Source organism: Marinitenerispora sediminis (assembly GCF_003336425.1).
Classification (GTDB): Bacteria; Actinomycetota; Actinomycetes; order Streptosporangiales; family Streptosporangiaceae; genus Marinitenerispora; species Marinitenerispora sediminis.
Genome location: NZ_QEIO01000128.1, coordinates 1 through 15,666, shown reverse-complemented (window position 1 = coordinate 15,666; position 15,666 = coordinate 1). Strand labels below are relative to the sequence as shown.

The 15,666-nt window shown below is 74.6% G+C and carries 15 protein-coding genes; 4 read left to right on the top strand and 11 right to left on the bottom strand.

Going from position 1 to position 15,666, the window contains the following annotated elements:
* The coding region (locus tag DEF28_RS20790) for a TrkA C-terminal domain-containing protein (RefSeq protein ID WP_233515443.1) at nucleotides 1-266 on the top strand (266 nt) is incomplete at its 5' end.
* A 34-nt stretch (nucleotides 267-300) separates the two neighbouring features.
* Here the strand turns inward: DEF28_RS20790 and DEF28_RS20785 are convergent.
* A complete protein-coding gene (locus tag DEF28_RS20785; protein WP_114397565.1) occupies nucleotides 301-1,053 on the bottom strand; it encodes a DUF3159 domain-containing protein in 753 nt (250 codons plus the stop codon).
* Between the two features lie 168 nt (nucleotides 1,054-1,221).
* Complete coding sequence (locus DEF28_RS20780; RefSeq protein WP_147280103.1) at nucleotides 1,222-1,542, bottom strand: hypothetical protein; 321 nt, start codon at nucleotides 1,540-1,542, stop codon at nucleotides 1,222-1,224.
* Nucleotides 1,543-1,937: 395 nt separating this feature from the next.
* Here DEF28_RS20780 and DEF28_RS20775 point away from each other — a divergent pair, with 395 nt between their 5' ends.
* Nucleotides 1,938-3,038: a serpin family protein gene (locus tag DEF28_RS20775; RefSeq protein ID WP_114397563.1), complete on the top strand. Its 1,101-nt coding sequence runs from the start codon at nucleotides 1,938-1,940 to the stop codon at nucleotides 3,036-3,038.
* 225 nt (nucleotides 3,039-3,263) lie between these two features.
* Here the strand turns inward: DEF28_RS20775 and DEF28_RS20770 are convergent, their stop codons facing one another.
* From DEF28_RS20770 to valS, 3 genes are all read right to left on the bottom strand, one after another.
* Entirely contained in the window at nucleotides 3,264-4,022 is a 759-nt protein-coding gene (locus DEF28_RS20770) for a DUF3710 domain-containing protein (protein ID WP_114397562.1), read from the bottom strand.
* Between the two features lie 188 nt (nucleotides 4,023-4,210).
* Nucleotides 4,211-4,708, bottom strand: coding sequence for a dUTP diphosphatase (gene dut, locus DEF28_RS20765; protein WP_374058094.1), 498 nt, complete (start codon nucleotides 4,706-4,708; stop codon nucleotides 4,211-4,213).
* Between the two features lie 64 nt (nucleotides 4,709-4,772).
* On the bottom strand, nucleotides 4,773-7,346 hold the full coding sequence (gene valS / locus DEF28_RS20760) for a valine--tRNA ligase (protein WP_114397560.1): 2,574 nt from the start codon (nucleotides 7,344-7,346) through the stop codon (nucleotides 4,773-4,775).
* Nucleotides 7,347-7,546: 200 nt separating this feature from the next.
* On the opposite strand from valS, the gene DEF28_RS20755 reads away from it, so the two are divergent.
* Nucleotides 7,547-7,831 carry a DUF4235 domain-containing protein gene (locus tag DEF28_RS20755; protein ID WP_114397572.1) on the top strand — a complete coding sequence of 95 codons (285 nt, stop codon included), beginning with the start codon at nucleotides 7,547-7,549 and terminating at the stop codon, nucleotides 7,829-7,831.
* 40 nt (nucleotides 7,832-7,871) lie between these two features.
* Here DEF28_RS20755 and DEF28_RS20745 read toward each other — a convergent pair whose 3' ends face one another.
* The 4 genes from DEF28_RS20745 to DEF28_RS20730 form a co-directional block, all read right to left on the bottom strand.
* Nucleotides 7,872-8,816, bottom strand: a complete 945-nt coding sequence (locus tag DEF28_RS20745) for a hypothetical protein (protein WP_233515442.1) — start codon at nucleotides 8,814-8,816, stop codon at nucleotides 7,872-7,874.
* A gap of 161 nt (nucleotides 8,817-8,977) precedes the next feature.
* Nucleotides 8,978-9,277 (bottom strand): DUF4193 domain-containing protein, encoded by a 300-nt coding sequence (locus tag DEF28_RS20740; RefSeq protein ID WP_078762498.1) that lies wholly within the window; start codon nucleotides 9,275-9,277, stop codon nucleotides 8,978-8,980.
* A gap of 462 nt (nucleotides 9,278-9,739) precedes the next feature.
* Nucleotides 9,740-11,050, bottom strand: a complete 1,311-nt coding sequence (locus DEF28_RS20735) for a sensor histidine kinase (RefSeq protein WP_114397571.1) — start codon at nucleotides 11,048-11,050, stop codon at nucleotides 9,740-9,742.
* 53 nt (nucleotides 11,051-11,103) lie between these two features.
* Nucleotides 11,104-11,757, bottom strand: coding sequence for a response regulator transcription factor (locus tag DEF28_RS20730; protein ID WP_114397559.1), 654 nt, complete (start codon nucleotides 11,755-11,757; stop codon nucleotides 11,104-11,106).
* A 622-nt stretch (nucleotides 11,758-12,379) separates the two neighbouring features.
* Here DEF28_RS20730 and DEF28_RS27665 point away from each other — a divergent pair.
* On the top strand, nucleotides 12,380-12,550 hold the full coding sequence (locus tag DEF28_RS27665; protein ID WP_158562889.1) for a hypothetical protein: 171 nt from the start codon (nucleotides 12,380-12,382) through the stop codon (nucleotides 12,548-12,550).
* A 106-nt stretch (nucleotides 12,551-12,656) separates the two neighbouring features.
* Here DEF28_RS27665 and DEF28_RS20725 read toward each other — a convergent pair whose 3' ends face one another.
* Nucleotides 12,657-13,457 carry an inositol monophosphatase family protein gene (locus tag DEF28_RS20725; RefSeq protein WP_114397558.1) on the bottom strand — a complete coding sequence of 267 codons (801 nt, stop codon included), beginning with the start codon at nucleotides 13,455-13,457 and terminating at the stop codon, nucleotides 12,657-12,659.
* 75 nt (nucleotides 13,458-13,532) lie between these two features.
* A complete protein-coding gene (locus DEF28_RS20720) occupies nucleotides 13,533-15,554 on the bottom strand; it encodes a S9 family peptidase (protein ID WP_114397557.1) in 2,022 nt (673 codons plus the stop codon).
* Nucleotides 15,555-15,666 lie beyond the last annotated feature (112 nt).

Genomic DNA, 15,666 nt, shown 5'->3' with positions numbered 1-15,666 from the left:
GGGCCGGGGAGCCGCTCGCGCTCATGGCACTGCCCGACACCGACCTGCTCGAACTGACGCTGCCGGTGGACGCGCCGCACGCCGACCGCCCGGCCGCCGAGCTCTGCGCCGACCTGCCGGCCAACGTCGTGCTGGTGGCGATCGTCCGGCGCGGGCACGTGCGGGCGCCGCACCCCGAGACGGTGCTGGCGGCCGGCGACGACCTGATCTTCCTGAGCAGCTCCGAGGACACCGACGCCCTCGCGCAGCTGCTCGGCCCCGGCTGAGCGCCCGGCTCCCGGGCGGAGCCGGGGGCGGCCCTCAGCGCCCGCCGGGCTCGGCGGGCTGCGCGGGCTGCTCGATGGGGGTGCGGTCCCGCGACAGCAGCCACACCATGGCGGCCAGTGCCGCCACCTGGAGCGGCCAGCCCATGGCGATCTTGGCGATGCCGAGCCAGCCCACCACGTCCGAGCCGCCGAACAGCCAGAGCGGGTACTGCACGGCCACGCGGACGACGCACGGCAGCACGAGCAGCCAGGTCAGGCGCGAGCTCAGCCGCAGGATCGCCGGATTGGCCCGCCAGCCCGCGGGGTCGCCGGTGACGGCGCCGATCAGCAGCCCGATGGCCGGCCAGCGCACCAGGATGGTGACGATGAGCACGAGCGCGTACACGGCGTTGTAGATGATGCCGGGCAGGAAGGCGTCCTCGGCCTGCCCGCTGCGCAGCGCGAAGACCGCGGCGATGCCGATGCCGAACAGGCTGTTGACGACGAACTGCACCGAGGAGCGCTGCACCAGCCGGATGGCCGCGAGCAGCACCGCCGCCCCCACGCCGAGCCACAGGGCGGTCCGCAGCTCGGTGGTCAGCAGGTAGGTGCCCGTGAACGCGATGGTCGGCACCGCGGCCTCGGCCATGCCGCGCTTGCCGCCGAGCGCCTTGGCCAGCTGCCCGCGGATGACCGCCTCGACCGTCTGCTCCGAGACCGGCCGCGCCGCGTCCTGGTCGCCGCCGCCGGCGGGACCTGCGGAGTCCGGGCCGCGCCCGGTGTCGGCCGTCCGGTTATGGTCGGTCATGGTGCTCCCGTTCGCTGCGTGCCAGCGCCGCGCGCGGGCGGCGTCCGGCCTGGTCCGGGTCCCAGCCTAGGCGACGGCCGATCCCCGGGCCATTCGAACAGCCGATCACCGGTCCGATCTTTCCCCGGGTTTCACGCGCGCCCGCGCGCCTGATCCGGACGGACCGCCTCAGAGCGGCGACCTCCGCTGCACGGCCACCGCGGCCAGCTGCAGGCAGCCGGTCATCGGCACGGCGAGCGGCGGCAGCGCCCACGCGCCGGCGGCCGCGGCGGCCAGCGCCGCGGCGAGCAGCTGCGAACCGCGCGGGGCCCCGGCCGCGCACCGCCCGGCGTGCGCGATCGCCCGCCGCCAGGAGGCGCCGGGCCGCCACGCCGCTGCCGCGCGCAGCCCCACGACGGCGGCCGCGGCCGCGACGGTCGCGCACCCGGCCAGGACGGCCGGCCCGCACGGCCGCGACGTCGAGGACCAGCCTCCGGCTGGATAAATCAATTTAAGGAAAGCGCTTGCTCACGCTGGAGGCTCAGATTAAGCGGCGGTAAACTCCGCGTCAACGACACCGACCAAAATCGTTCGCAGCATGCGTTCGACGTCGCGCGGCGCTCCGGGCGGTGGGCGGGGTCTCCGATCACGTACGGACCACATCGACCGCGCCGCGCCTCCGGAAGCCGCTCGGAAAACGCAATCCAGCTGGGTGGATGCCGGCGTGCGGGCAGCCCCGGCCGGCGCCGCCGAGGGGCCGCCGCGTCCGGGCGGGGCGCCGCATGGGGCGGACACCGGGGCGCTCGGCGGCCGCTGGCGGCGGCCCGCGGGCTCTCATGGCCCCGGGACGCGGTGGTGCGTAGGCTGACTGGCGAGAAGGCCGTCCACTCGCGAGGAGCCCGCCGATGACCGTCGCCCCGCGTTCCGACCACCTCGACTACGCGCTGCGGCTGCACGCCGAGCTCTTTGCCGGCGGCGCCCCGGGGCTGGTCTGGTCGCCCTACTCCGTAGCGACCGCGCTCGGCCTGGTGGCCACCGGCGCGCGGGGCACCACCCGCGAGGAGCTGACCGGGCTGCTGGGCGCGGACCTTCCGGGCCACCTCGCCGCCCTCGACGACGCCGTCACCGACGGGCCCGAGCTCGCCACGACGACCGGCCTGTGGGTGCGCGGCGACCTCCCCGTGGAGAGCGCGTTCGAGGGGGAGCTGCGGGGCCGGCCGAACGCCGCCGTGCACCCCGCCGACTTCGCCGGAAGCCCCGAAGGCGTCCGCGCCGAGGTCAACGCCGAGGTCGCGAAACTGACCCGCGGCATGATCACCGGCCTGCTGCGGCCCGGCGACGTCTCGGCCCGGACTCGGGCGCTGCTGGTCAACGCCCTGTGGGTGTACCTGCGCTGGAGCACGCCGTTCGAGCCGGAGCGCACCGCACCGGGGCCGTTCCGTACCCCCGCCGGCGAACGGCAGGTCCCGATGATGCGCCGCACCGGCAGTGTGCCCTACGCCGCCGCGAAGGGGTGGCGCATGGTGACGCTCGCCGGCGAGCACGACCTCGCGCTGGACGTACTGCTGCCCGACGAGCCCACCGGCGGCGCGCTGACCCCGGACACCCTGCGCCGGCTGTACCGGGCCGCGAAACCGGCCGAGGTGGCACTCGCGCTGCCGCGCTTCGAGCTCGACTGGCATGCGGAGCTGTCGGCACCGCTGGGGGCGGCCGGGGTGCGCACGCTCTTCACCGACGCCGCCGACCTGTCCGGCGTCTCGGCGGCGCCGCTGCGGGTGGACGCCGTGGTCCACCAGGCCCGGCTGCGCGTGGACGAGAAGGGCGCGGAGGGCGCGGCGGCGACGGCCGTGGTCATGCGCCTGGCGTCGTTCGTGCCGCAGCGCCCCGTGGTCTTCACGGTGGACCGGCCCTTCACGTTCGTGCTGCGCCGCCGCTCGGCGATCCTGTTCCTCGGCGCCGTGACCGACCCGGAGGACCCGGGACCGGCGGCGGACACCGCTCGCTGACCCGCTCGACCGGCACGGCTGGGGCGCGTGCGCACCGGAGCGGCGTACCGGCGGCAGTGCGCCACGCGGCGCCGGAAGGCCGCCGGCCTCCTCTCCGCGAGCCGCCCGGTTCCGGAACCGGCCGCCGGCCGCGCACGCCGGCAACGCGCACGGGGGTGCGGCCGTCACCGGACGGCCGCACCCCCGTGCGCATAGCGGGCCGCCGGACAGAAGGCCGGCGGTGCCCTAGTCCTCGGACGCGGCTCCGTCGCCGCCCGGCTCGCCGGTGCCGGCGGGAGCCGGCGCGGCCGGGCGCTCGTGGCGGCCGGGGGCCGCGGCGGTGCCCACCGGGCGGGCCTGGGGCGGCAGCTTGAGCTCCAGCAGTTCGCGCGGCGGGATCGGCAGGTCGCCGCGGACCACCACGATGTTCTGGAAGATCTCTTCGATGCGGGCCGCCACCGCCGGCTGGGTCGCACCCTCGCCGCGGATCACGCCGCGCAGGAACCAGCGCGGGCCGTCGACCCCGATGAAGCGCGCGGGCTGGCCCAGCTGGCGCCCCTGCTCGGTGGTCTTGCCGGGCACCGGGATGATGGCGCGCAGCTCCGGGCCGAAGGTGCCCTCGAAGTCCTCCACCTTGCCACCGGCCTGGGTGATCTCGGCCGAGATCTCCTCGCGGACCTCGTCCCAGAGGCCGCTGCTCTTGGGCGCGGCGAACGGCTGGACCTGCAGGGAGGTCCGGCCGTTGACGACCGTGACACCGATGACGCGGTTGTGCGGCTTGGCCACGTTCATCTGGACCTCGATGTCGGGGCCGAACGGCACCAGCAGACCACCGAGGTCGACCCGCTGCGTCTCCGGCGCGGCCTCCGAGGCGTCCCAGGGCCCCTGGGCCCGGAATCTGTCGTCGGACTTGGCCGGCTCGGACACGGTACTGGGGCGCTCGACGACCTCGGCGGGGTCGCCCGCGCCGTTCTGTTCGCTCTTCTTGCGTCGGCGTCCGAACACGCCTGCACCTCTTTTTCCGCTCCGCAGCCGCTCGGGCTGGCTATCCCGGTTCTCAGCCGCTCGGGCTGTGCTATCCCGCTCCGCAGCCGCTCGGGCTGGTCCAGACTCGTCCCGGACCGCCCGGGGCTCCTTGCTCTCGGTCCGCCGGCGGCGCCGGCACCGCCGTCCGCCCGCTCGGGCCGCCGCGGCTAGCGGTCGGCGGCCGGCGGCGCGGCGTGCGCCGCGTGGCCGCCGGTGGACCCGAACCCGTTCACGCCGCGCACGGACTCGGGCAGCGTATCCACCTCGTGGAACACCACCCGCTCGACCCGCTGCACGACCAGTTGCGCGATCCGGTCGCCGCGGGACAGCCGCAGCGGGGTGCGCGCGTCGGTGTTGAGCAGGGTCACCCTGATCTCGCCACGGTACCCCGCGTCGACGGTCCCTGGCGCGTTCACCACGGTCAGGCCGTGTCGCGCCGCCAGTCCGGAGCGGGGGTGCACGAAGGCGGCGTAGCCGTCCGGGAGCGCGACCGCGATCCCGGTGCGCACCGTGGCGCGCTCGCCGGGCGCGAGTTCGACGTCCTCGGCGGTCACCAGGTCGGCGCCGGCGTCGCCGGGGTGGGCGTAGCCAGGAAGTGGCAGGTCGGGGTCGATCCGGCGGACCTGGATCGGCACCGGCCCGGTGTCACGGGGTTGGCTTCTCACATTGTGCGAGCTTAGCGCGCGCGACCGGGCGCCCCGCCCCGCCGGGGGCGGGGCGCCCGTGGTGTCACTCGGCCGCCGCGGGCAGCGTGACCTCGACGCGGAGCTCGGCTTCGTCGGTGGTCTCGAACTCCAGCGCCGCGGCGCGCCCGGCCGCGGCGATGTCGGCCCGCGACTGCCGCGCGTACTCCGCGCTCTTGCCGCTGACCATGACCCGCTCGACGTCGGCGCGCATGGACAGCTTCGCCTCGGACTTGGCCTTGCGGACGGCGCGCAGCACCTCGGCCGTGGCCGCGAGCACGGCGGGGTCGCCGCCCTGCGCGGCGGAGCGGAACTCGGCCGCCTCGGGCCAGCGGGCGGCGTGCACCGAGCCCTCCTGCCACCAGGACCACACCTCGTCGGCGACGAAGGGCAGGAACGGGGCGAACAGCCGGTGCAGCACGGACAGCGCGATGAGCAGCGCACTGCGCGCGGAGGCCCCGGCCGGCGACTCGCTGTCGTAGGCCCGGACCTTCACGAGCTCCAGGTAGTCGTCGCAGAGGTCCCAGAAGAACCGCTCGGTGCGCTCCAGCGCCCGGGTGTAGTCGTAGCCCTCGAAGGCGGAGGTGGCGTCCTCGACGACCTCGGCGAGCGCGGCGAGCATGGCGCGGTCCAGCGGCTCGGTGACGGCCGCGGGGTCCGCGGCGGCGTCCTCGCCGGCGACCGACAGCGCGAACTTGCTGGCGTTGAGGATCTTGATGGCCAGCCGGCGGCCGATCTTCATCTGGCCCTCGTCGAACGCGGTGTCGGTGCCGGGCCGGCCGTTGGCCGCCCAGTACCGCACGGCGTCGGAGCTGTACTTCTCCAGCAGGTCGATGGGCGTGACGACGTTGCCCTTGGACTTCGACATCTTCTTGCGGTCGGGGTCGAGGATCCACCCCGACAGCGCGGTGCGCCGCCACGGCACGGAACCGTGCTCGAACTCCGAGCGCACCACCGTGGCGAACAGCCAGGTGCGGATGATGTCGTGCCCCTGCGGGCGCAGGTCCATGGGGAACACCCGCCGGAACAGGTCCTCGTCGCGTTCCCAGCCGCCGGCGATCTGCGGCGACAGCGAGGACGTGGCCCAGGTGTCCATGACGTCGGGGTCGCCCATGAAGCCGCCGGCCCGGCCGCGCTGGTCCTCGGTGTAGCCCGGCGGGACGTCGGAGCTGGGGTCGACCGGCAGCGCCGACTCGTCGGGCACGATGGGGGCGTCGTAGCGCGGGTTGCCCTCGGCGTCGAGGGGGTACCAGACCGGGAAGGGCACACCGAAGAAGCGCTGGCGGCTGACCAGCCAGTCGCCGTTGAGGCCCTCGACCCAGTTCTCGTAGCGGGCCCGCATGAAGGCCGGGTACCAGGTGAGCTCGCGCCCGCGCTCGACCAGCCGGCCCCGCAGCTCCGCCTCGCGGCCGCCGTTGCGGATGTACCACTGCCGGGTGGTGACGATCTCAAGGGGCTTGTCGCCCTTCTCGTAGAACTTCACCGGGTGCGTGATGGGCCGGGGCTCGCCGACGAGGTCGCCGGACTCCCGCAGCATCTCGACCATGCGCTCCCGCGCGGTGTGCACGGTGGCGCCGGCCAGCCGCCCGTAGGCCAGCCGGGCCTCCTCCGTCTCCAGACCCGCCGGCGGCTCGGCGACGATGCGGCCGTCCCAGCCGATGATGGGGCGGGTCTCCAGCTGCAGCTCCCGCCACCAGGTGACATCGGTGGTGTCGCCGAAGGTGCAGATCATGGCGATGCCCGAGCCCTTCTCGGGGTCGGCCAGCCGGTGCGCCCGCACCGGGACCTCCACCCCGAAGACGGGCGTACGCACCGTGCCGCTGAACAGGTCCTGGTAGCGCTCGTCGTCGGGGTGGGCGACCAGCGCGACGCAGGCGGCCAGCAGCTCGGGCCGGGTGGTCTCGATGTGCACGGGCTCGCCGCCGGGGCGGTGGAAGGCCAGCCGGTGGTAGGCCCCGGGCCGCTCGCGGTCCTCCAGCTCGGCCTGCGCCACCGCGGTGCGGAACGTGACGTCCCAGAGCGTGGGGGCCTCGGACATGTAGGCCTCGCCGCGGGCGAGGTTGCGCAGGAAGGCGCGCTGCGCGGCGGTGCGGGCGTCGGCGTCGATGGTGGCGTAGGTGTGCCGCCAGTCGACGCTCAGCCCGAGCCGGCGCCAGATGGCCTCGAAGACCTTCTCGTCCTCCGCGGTGAGCCGGTCGCACAGCTCGATGAAGTTGCGGCGCGAGATGGGCACCTGGCGCTTGGGGTCGGGCTTGGCCGGCGGGGCGAAGTCGGGGTCGTAGGGCACCGAGGGGTCGCAGCGGACGCCGTAGTAGTTCTGCACCCGGCGCTCGGTGGGCAGGCCGTTGTCGTCCCATCCCATGGGGTAGAACACCGCCTTGCCGCGCATGCGCTGGAAGCGGGCGACGGCGTCGGTGTGGGTGTAGGAGAACACGTGGCCGATGTGCAGCGAACCGGAGACCGTGGGCGGCGGGGTGTCGATGGAGAACACGTCACCGCGTTCGCGGGTGCGGTCGAAGTGGTACACGCCGGACTCGTCCCAGACGTCTACCCACTTCTCCTCGATACCGTCGAGCGAGGGCCTGTCGGGCACGCGGAGGGAACGAGAGCGGTTGGTCATAAAGCCAATGGTATTGGTGTTCCGGCCGTGATCGCTCCCGCTTTCCACAGGCCCGCGGCGCCGCCCGGACCGCCGGCGCCGCGGGCCTCCCGGGCGTCCGGCCCGGGGGCGGGGCCGCTGCGGCGCCGCCGCCGGCCATGGCAGTATTTCGGCACGTGCCGCAGGCGGTACGGACACGACAACGGAAGCGATCGATGCACATGGCAGACAAGGACGGTGAGCTGGCCGCCCGGATCGTCGGCGGCGTGGCCGCGCTGGCGGCCGGCTACGCCGCGCGCAAGGTGATCACCTTCGCCTGGACGCGGGCGGTCGGCAAGGAGCCGCCGAGCGACCCCGAGTCGCCGGACATCGGCCTGGGCGAGGCGCTGGGCTGGGCCGTGGTGACCGGCGTCGGCATGGAGGTCGCCCGGGTGCTGGCGGTGCGGGCCGCGCACAAGCGGCTCGCCCCGCGCCGGCACCGGAAGATCGAGGACCTGCCGGTCTGAGCCCCGGCCCGGAGGTGGCGGGGGCCGCGGCGGCCGCCCGCTACCTCCCGCCCCGGGGCAGCGCCCGGCCGCGGGCGGAGCCGAGGCGCCGGACGTTGCGCGCCTCCGGCAGCGCGGCGGCCCGCAGGTCGCCGCGGACGGCGGCGGCGAGGGCCCGGGTGCCCGCGCGGTTGAGCGTTCCGCCCGCGACGGCGCCGGTCAGGTAGGGGCCGAGGGTCGTGAGGTGCCGGCCCAGCAGCCGCATCAGCCGGTTGCGCAGCGCCGTCCTGGCGGCGGCGCCCAGCGCCGCGGTGACCGACTCCCCCGCCTGGAGCGGGTCGATACCGCGCCGCTTCGCCCAGGACACGAGGTAGCCGGAGGTCCGCTGGAGGGCGGTGCCGGGCGCGGGCGCCCCGTAGACCTCGTGCAGCTCGCCGATGAGCTTGACCTCGATCGCGGCCACCACGACGGTCTCCGCGACGATCTGCGCCGGGGCGGTGAGCAGCAGCGGCGGGGCGGTGAACTGGACGGCGGCCAGCGCGCCGCCGGCGGCGCCCACGGCGGTGGTGGCCCGGACCGCGTTGCGCTCCAGGGCGTCGGCCAGGTCCTCGCCGGCCAGCCCCCGGTGGTGCCGGCTCAGGGTCTCGTGGTCGCGCACCGGGATGCGCGGCGCGATCTCGGTGGCGAAGAGTTCGGTGAGCCACCGGCCGCCGGCCACGCCCCTGGCCCCGGCCGCCCGGGCCCGGGCGGCGAGGGCGCGGGAGAGCCGGCCCATGAGCCGGACCCGCCGCCCGCTGTCGGCGCCCTCGTCCGACATCAGCCGGGTGACGAGGTCCCCGACGTCGTCGCCGGCCGGCCCGCGGGGCACGAGGTCGGTCCCGGCCGCCGCCCGCGCCGAGGCGTCGGGCCGCTCCGCGTCCCCGGCCTCCCGCGCGGCGTCGGGCCGCTCCGCGCGGTCCGGCTCGTCCTGCGGGCCGGTCCGCTCTCCGTGCGCGCTGCCGGTCATGATCGCCCCATCCCGTCCGCCGTGGTGCCCGTGGGCTCCTCCGCCCTCAACGTAGACGATCGGGGGCCGTCCGGAAAAAGCGTGATGCGCCTCCGTTCGGAGACGCATCACCAGCCACTGTTCTTCGACCGTCGAGGCAGCGGAGAGGGAGGCCGCCTGGTTCAGGCAGCGCACTCCTTGCACACGAGCTGCCCGTTGCGCTCCTCCGCGAGCTGGCTCCGGTGGTGCACCAGGAAGCAGCGCGAGCAGGTGAACTCGTCGGCCTGGCGGGGCAGCACCCGGACGGCGAGCTCCTCGCCGGAGAGGTCCGCACCCGGTAGCTCCATCCCCTCGGCGACCTCGTCCGGGTCGACGTCGATGGTGCTGGTGCCCTTGTCCACCCGACGCGCCTGCAGCTCCTGAAGGCTGTCCTCGTTCAGGTCCTCGTCGGTCTTCCGCGGGCTGTCGTAGTCGGTGGCCATCTGTCTTACTCCATCCCCCTCGTTCTATGCCTCATCGCGCGGGTTGTAACGCTCCAGAGACGAAACTTGTGCCCGAATCGGCCAGAAATTCTCGCGGCGTGCGTGGACTGTGACCCCTCCCGGGTGCTGTCGCACCGCGTGGCAGCGCCGTGTGGCCGAACCCGGTCGGTGCGTGACCCGACCGCGACTCGGTTCATTCCCATGTGCTACCCAACGCCCGAAGGATTCTGACCAGTTTCCTCGTCTTTCCTCGCACCCGTCGGAGCGCGGGTACTCGCACCGGATGCCAAGGGAAGAACAGACACGTTAACGGCCAGAAAAATTCCCGCCGTCGTCACGCCCGGGTGAGCATACCTACCCTGCGCACCACTCCGGACCTCGGGTGGCCGTGTCATCGGACACGTATGAATATCACGGACGGCGGGCGCCGCGCAGCCGGTCGGGGGCGGTGGACGGGCCTCCTCAGCGCCCGGCCGACACCGCGGGGCCGTCGCCGTCGGAGCGCCGGTGCGCGACGGGGAACTGGACGGTGACGACGAGCCCGCCGCCGGCCCGCGGCCAGGCGAGCACGCTGCCGCCGTGCGCCCGGACGACGGAGCGCACGATGGACAGCCCGAGGCCCGCGCTCTTCTTGGAGCCGGTCCGGTCGCCGGAGCCGCGGCGGAACGGCTCGAACAGCCCCTCGATCTCGTAGGCGGGGATGACCGGGCCGGAGTTCTCGACCTGCACCGCGGGCATCTCGTCGTAGGTGCCGGAGCGCACGGTGATCTCGCCGCCCGCCACGTTGTAGCGCAGCGCGTTCTCCACCAGGTTGCCGACGAGCCGCTCCAGCAGCACCGGATCGCCGACGACGGGCGCGCTGAGCACGTCCGAGCGGACGTGCAGCCCCGACGCCTCGATCTCCTGGGAGAGCTGGCTGAGCACCGTGGCGGAGACCTCGCCGAGGTCGACCAGCGTGCGCACGTCGAGCTCGCGGTCGCTCTTGGCGAGGAAGAGCAGGCCGTCGATCAGCCGCTCGTGCCGGGAGTTGGTCTCCAGCAGGGTGCGGCCGACGGTCCGGAGGTCGGCCGACGCCTCGGGGTCGGCCAGCGCGACCTCCAGCAGCGTCCGGTTGATGGCGAGGGGGGTGCGCAGCTCGTGCGAGGCGTTGGCGACGAACCGGCGCTGGCCGTCGAAGGCGCGGTCGAGGCGCTCCAGCATGTCGTCGAAGGTGTCGGCGAGCTCGCGGATCTCGTCGTCGGGGCCGGACAGCGCGATGCGCTCGTGCAGCGACCGCTCGGAGAGCCGGCGGGCGGTCCGGGTGATCTTGTGCAGCGGCGACAGCGCACGGCCGGCGACCACGTACCCGAGCGCCACGGCGAGGAACCCGACGATGACCAGTGCCATCATCGAGAACCGGGTGACCTGGCCCAGGACGCTCTCGATGAAGCTGTTCTTGGCCTCCTCGACGATGGCGGGGTCGAGCGTGTAGGCCCCGGGCGCCACCGTGAACTCCAGGTTGTCCAGCACGCTGGCGACGATGACGTAGTTCAGCAGCACGAGCAGCGAGCCGGCGGCGAAGAACAGCATCCCGTAGATGAGCGTGAGCCGCATCCGCAGGCTGATGTTGTCGGTGAACCGGTGCATGTGGTCCGGGCCGCCCGCGCCGCGGGCGACCGCCGGGGCGGTGGCCGGCGTGCTCAGCCGCCGCCAGGTGCCGGTGTCGCCGGGCGGGGTCGGCGGCACCTCGCCGGGAGAGACCGGCGGATGGGTGTGCGCACCGCCCTCGCGCACGGGGAACCCGCCGGCCCGGCCGGCCCCGGCGGGCGCGGACGCCCCGTCGGAGGTCAAATCCGGTACCCCGCGCCGGGCACGGTGTGGATGACCGCCGGTTCGCCGAGCTTCTTGCGCAGCGTCATGACCGTGACCCGGACGACGTTGGTGAAGGGGTCGGCGTTCTCGTCCCACGCCTTCTCCAGCAGCCCCTCGGCGCTGACCACCGTGCCGTTGGCGCGCATGAGCACCTCGAGCACGGCGAACTCCTTGGGGGTCAGGCCGACCTCGCGCTCGTCCCGCCACACGGTGTGGTTGGCGGGATCGAGGGTGATGCCGCTGCGGCGCAGCACCGGCGGCAGCGGCGGGGCGGCGCGGCGGCCGAGCGCGCGGACGCGGGCGATGAGCTCCGCGAAGGCGAACGGCTTGGCCAGGTAGTCGTCGGCGCCCAGGGTGAGGCCCGCGACCCGGTCGTCAAGCTCGCCCGCGGCCGTGAGCATGAGGATGCGGCCGGTGTAGCTCTCGTCCACCAGGGAGCGGGCGACGTCGTCGCCGTGGGTTCCGGGGAGGTCGCGGTCCAGCACGATGACGTCGTACTCGTTGACACTGGTGCGCTCCAGGGCGCTGTCGCCGTCGTAGACGACGTCCACCGCCATGGCCTCCCGCCGGAGACCGACCGCGACCGCGTCGGCGAGGACCTGTTCGTCTTCGACCACAAGTACGCGCACTGGTGTCCTTCACTTCAACCTGGCCGGTGTGGCCGCTGCCGGCGCATCCCCCAACACACCGGCAGCGGCGTTTACCCCCGGCTGCGTCAACCGTTATCGCACGGCTTGGATAAGGACGGGGTAAACCGTCACGATCACGCCGTACGACGGCCGCGGGGTCCGCGACCTCGGATGACACTCGGAGAGTCCATACGAGCCGACCCGCGTTCGCTGGGACGCGACGGCCTGGGTGGGACCGGGCGGCCGTGAGACGGACACGGAGTCACAGGCCAGACTAGACCACTGGTGAGCACCGTTGATCACGCGGCGGCGCCGGATCGTCGCCGGGGAGCACGTCCCCGGACATGCGGGGTCGCTGCCGGCGAATCCCCCAACCGCCGGCAGCGACGTTCACCCCGCACATCTCGAATGTGACACGCGCTGGATAAGAAAGAAATAAGATCTGGCCATTCTCTGGAAATGTGGCCCAGGACACCCTGGAGACGGCTGCTCGACCGGGCCGGGTCGGGGCGGATCGGCGTGTTACCGATTGGTGAACATCGGCCGCCGGCGGTTTTCCCGGGCCGCCCGCGTGGGTATGGCCAGCATCCGCCAACCCCTTGTGGTGTGAGAGAGGAGTGTGATGATGGGCGAGTTCCTGTCGGAGATCCGGGGGCGCATCAACGAAACCTCCCGGTCGCTCCAGGCCGCGCGGGTCGCGGGCGACGACCACCTCGCCGACGCCCACGCGTCGGATCTGGAGGACTTGCTCCGCATCGCCGCCCGCAACGGCATCGACCCCCGCTGCGCGTAGCCGCACGGGTGGTCCCCCGCTCACGCCGGCGCCGCCGAGGTCCCCGGGGACCTCGGCGGCGCCGCGCCGTCGCGGCAGGCCGGACGCGCGGCCGCCCGCGGCCGGGTCAGCCGTCGGTGTCGGCCCCGGTGGGCGCGAGCAGGTCGTGCAGCTCCTCGAACAGCCCCGGCGGGGCCGCGATGGTCAGCTCCGGGTTCGGCGGCGCTCCGTGCAGGCCGCCGACTCGGGCACCGGCCTCCTCCGCGACCAGCGCCGCCGCACTCCAGTCCCACGGGTTGAGGCCCCGCTCGTAGTAGGCGTCCACCTGCCCCGCGGCCAGCGCGCACAGGTCCAGGGCCGCCGCCCCGGCCCGCCGGATGTCGCGCACCCTGGGCAGTACGTGGCGCAGGACCTCGGACTGCTGGGCGCGGCGCGGCCTCCCGTACCCGAACCCGGTCGCGACCAGCGCGAGCTCCAGCGGCACCGCCGGCGCAACCCGCAGCGGGAGCCCGTCCCGGTGGGCGCCGCCGTGGCGCAGGGCGGTGTAGAGCTCACCGCGCGCCGGCGCGGCGACCACGCCCGCCACGACCTCCCCGGCCACCTCCGCGGCGATGCTCACCGCCCACTCGGCCCTGCCGTACAGGTAGTTGACGGTCCCGTCGATGGGGTCCACGATCCAGCGGACGCCGGAGGAGCCGGTGGCCGCGCCGCCCTCCTCCCCGAGCACCGCGTCGCCCGGGCGGGCGGCCAGCAGCCGGGACCGGATCAGCTCCTCGGTCGCCCGGTCCATCTCGGTGACCACGTCGGTCGGCGAGGACTTGGTGTCGAGGACCGCGACCTTCTCCTGGCCCTCGGCCGCCAGCGCCCCGGCCTCCCGGGCGACGGCCACGGCCAGGTCCAGCAGGTCACGCGGTTCGACCGCGGTCATGGTGATTCCCCTCTTCACTCACTCGTCGGTGCGGGGGCCGCCGGGCGGCCGCCCCCCGTTCGGGCGCGGCGGCCGTCAGAGCAGCTCCGGCCGGCGCCACTCCTTCCCCAGCACGTGGTGGTCGAGGAAGGCGTACACGGTCTCGTACCAGACCCGGATGTTGCCAGGGCTGAGGATCCAGTGGTTCTCCGTGGGGAAGTACAGGAACTTGGCGTCGACCTCGTGGCGGAGCAGGTCCCACCACAGCCGCAGCCCCTCGCCGACGGGGACCCGGTAGTCCTTGTCCCCGTGGATGACGAGCATCGGAGTGCGGACGTCGCGCGCGGCGCGCCGGGGCGAGTTGCGCGCGTAGCGCTCGTGGTCGGCGAACGGGTCGCCGAACTCGCGCTCCCACACCCACGGGTAGTCGGTGGCGCCGCCGAACCCGGTCAGCTCCCACAGCGCGGCGTGCGTGACGACGGCCCGGAACCGGTCGGTGTGGCCGGCGATCCAGTTGGCCATGTAGCCGCCGAAGGAGCCGCCCATGGCGGCGGTGCGCTCGGCGTCGATGTCGTCGCGGGCCGCGGCGGCGTCGGTGACGGACATCAGGTCGGCGAAGACGCGCGGCCCCCACTCGCCCCAGGCGCGGCGCAGCATCTCCTGCCCGTACCCGGTGGACAGCGCCGGATCGGGCAGCAGCACGGCGTAGCCCCGGGCGGCCAGCAGCCACGGGTTCCACCGCCAGCTCCAGCCGTTCCAGCTCATGTACGGACCGCCGTGCACCCAGAGCAGCAGCGGGGCCGGCGACTCGGCCGAGGCCTCGGCGGGCAGCACCAGCCAGGCGCGGACGCGGGTGCCGTCGTCGGCGGTGGTCTCCAGCTCGGTGAGCCGACCGGTCGGCGGCAGCGGCAGGCCGGGCGCGCGCAGCCGGACCGGCTCGCCCTCGGCGGCGGCGTCCAGCCGGACCGGGGTGGGCGGCTCGTCCACGGAGTCGCGCAGCGCGTAGACGGTCCGGCCGTCCGGCGCGGGGTTGAGCTCGCTGTAGGCGCCGTGGTCGGCGGTGAGCCGGGTGAGGGTGCCGTCGGCCAGTTCCAGGCGGAAGAGCGGCCGGCGGCCGTCCAGGTCCGCGGTGAAGAAGACGGCGGTGGAGTCGGGGGCCCACGCGTGCTCGCGCGGCCACAGCTCGTGCCCGGCCAGCAGGTCGCGCCCCTCGCCGGTGGCGAGGTCGACCAGCCACAGCGTCGCGGAGCGCGGGTCGCCGTCGGGGCGGCCCTCGAACACGCGGACGGTGAGCACGGAGCGGCCGTCCGGCGAGAAGCCCGGGGAGCTGAAGTCGAAGTCGGGGTCGGCGGCGAGGTCGCGGCGGTCGCCGGTGGCGGTGTCGATCGCGACCAGCGTCTCGTACCAGCCCCCGCCCCCGCTGGGGCGCCGCCAGCCGGCGGCGACGGTGCGGCCGTCGGGGCTGAGGACGTGCGGCTGGTCGACCAGCGCGGTCCCGGGGTCGGGGGTGAGGTCGCGTTCCGCGCCGAGCGGCGCGGCCGGACCGGCCGGCGGATCGGCCGCGAACAGCCGGGGGCGGGCGGGGCCGAGGTCGTGGTCCCACGAGCGCACCGGGGACTCCTCGTGCAGGATCGCGGTGACGCCGGCGTCGGAGCGGGCCTTGCGCGCCGCCTCGTCAGCCTCCGCGTCCGCCGCGCCGGGGTGGGTGTCGGAGCGGTACACCACGGTGCCGGCCTCCCCCGCGACCGCCACCCCGCCGATGCCGCCCGGCCGGGTGGCGACCCGGCGGGCCTCGCCGCCGTCAGCGGGCAGCAGCCACACCGCCGGACGGGCCTCCTCTCCCGCGGGCGCCTCCGGTGCGGGCCGTTTCGAGACGAACAGCAGCGATCCGTCCGGCAGGAACTCCGGTGCGCTCTCGCCCTCGGCGGAGCGGGTCAGCCGGCGGGGCTCGGCCTCGCCCGCCGGGTCGATCTCCCACAGCGCCGTCGCGTAGGCGGTCCCGGCGGAGTCGAGTTCACCGACCGGGGCGACGAGCCGCGTGCCGTCCGGCGAGAGCCGCAGTCCGCCGACGCGGGGAAGGGCGAGGTAGTCGGCCAGTTCATGCCACGGGTGGCCCATGGAAGATGCCTCCGATCCGGCGACGGTGGGACACCGCCGAGCCTATCGGCCGGGCACACCTGCGGCCCGGACTGCTGCCGGATCCGCTGACCCGGCGGCGGGCGAGCGGGGG

Coding starts and splice junctions, on each gene's coding strand:
- DEF28_RS27665 (WP_158562889.1), top strand. CDS start 12,380: ATGATGGGCGAGTTCCTGTCGGAGATCCGGGGGCGCATCAACGAAACC.
- DEF28_RS20720 (WP_114397557.1), bottom strand. CDS start 15,554: ATGGGCCACCCGTGGCATGAACTGGCCGACTACCTCGCCCTTCCCCGC.
- DEF28_RS20755 (WP_114397572.1), top strand. CDS start 7,547: ATGGCAGACAAGGACGGTGAGCTGGCCGCCCGGATCGTCGGCGGCGTG.
- DEF28_RS20745 (WP_233515442.1), bottom strand. CDS start 8,816: ATGACCGGCAGCGCGCACGGAGAGCGGACCGGCCCGCAGGACGAGCCG.
- DEF28_RS20775 (WP_114397563.1), top strand. CDS start 1,938: ATGACCGTCGCCCCGCGTTCCGACCACCTCGACTACGCGCTGCGGCTG.
- DEF28_RS20740 (WP_078762498.1), bottom strand. CDS start 9,277: ATGGCCACCGACTACGACAGCCCGCGGAAGACCGACGAGGACCTGAAC.
- DEF28_RS20785 (WP_114397565.1), bottom strand. CDS start 1,053: ATGACCGACCATAACCGGACGGCCGACACCGGGCGCGGCCCGGACTCC.
- DEF28_RS20725 (WP_114397558.1), bottom strand. CDS start 13,457: ATGACCGCGGTCGAACCGCGTGACCTGCTGGACCTGGCCGTGGCCGTC.
- valS (WP_114397560.1), bottom strand. CDS start 7,346: ATGACCAACCGCTCTCGTTCCCTCCGCGTGCCCGACAGGCCCTCGCTC.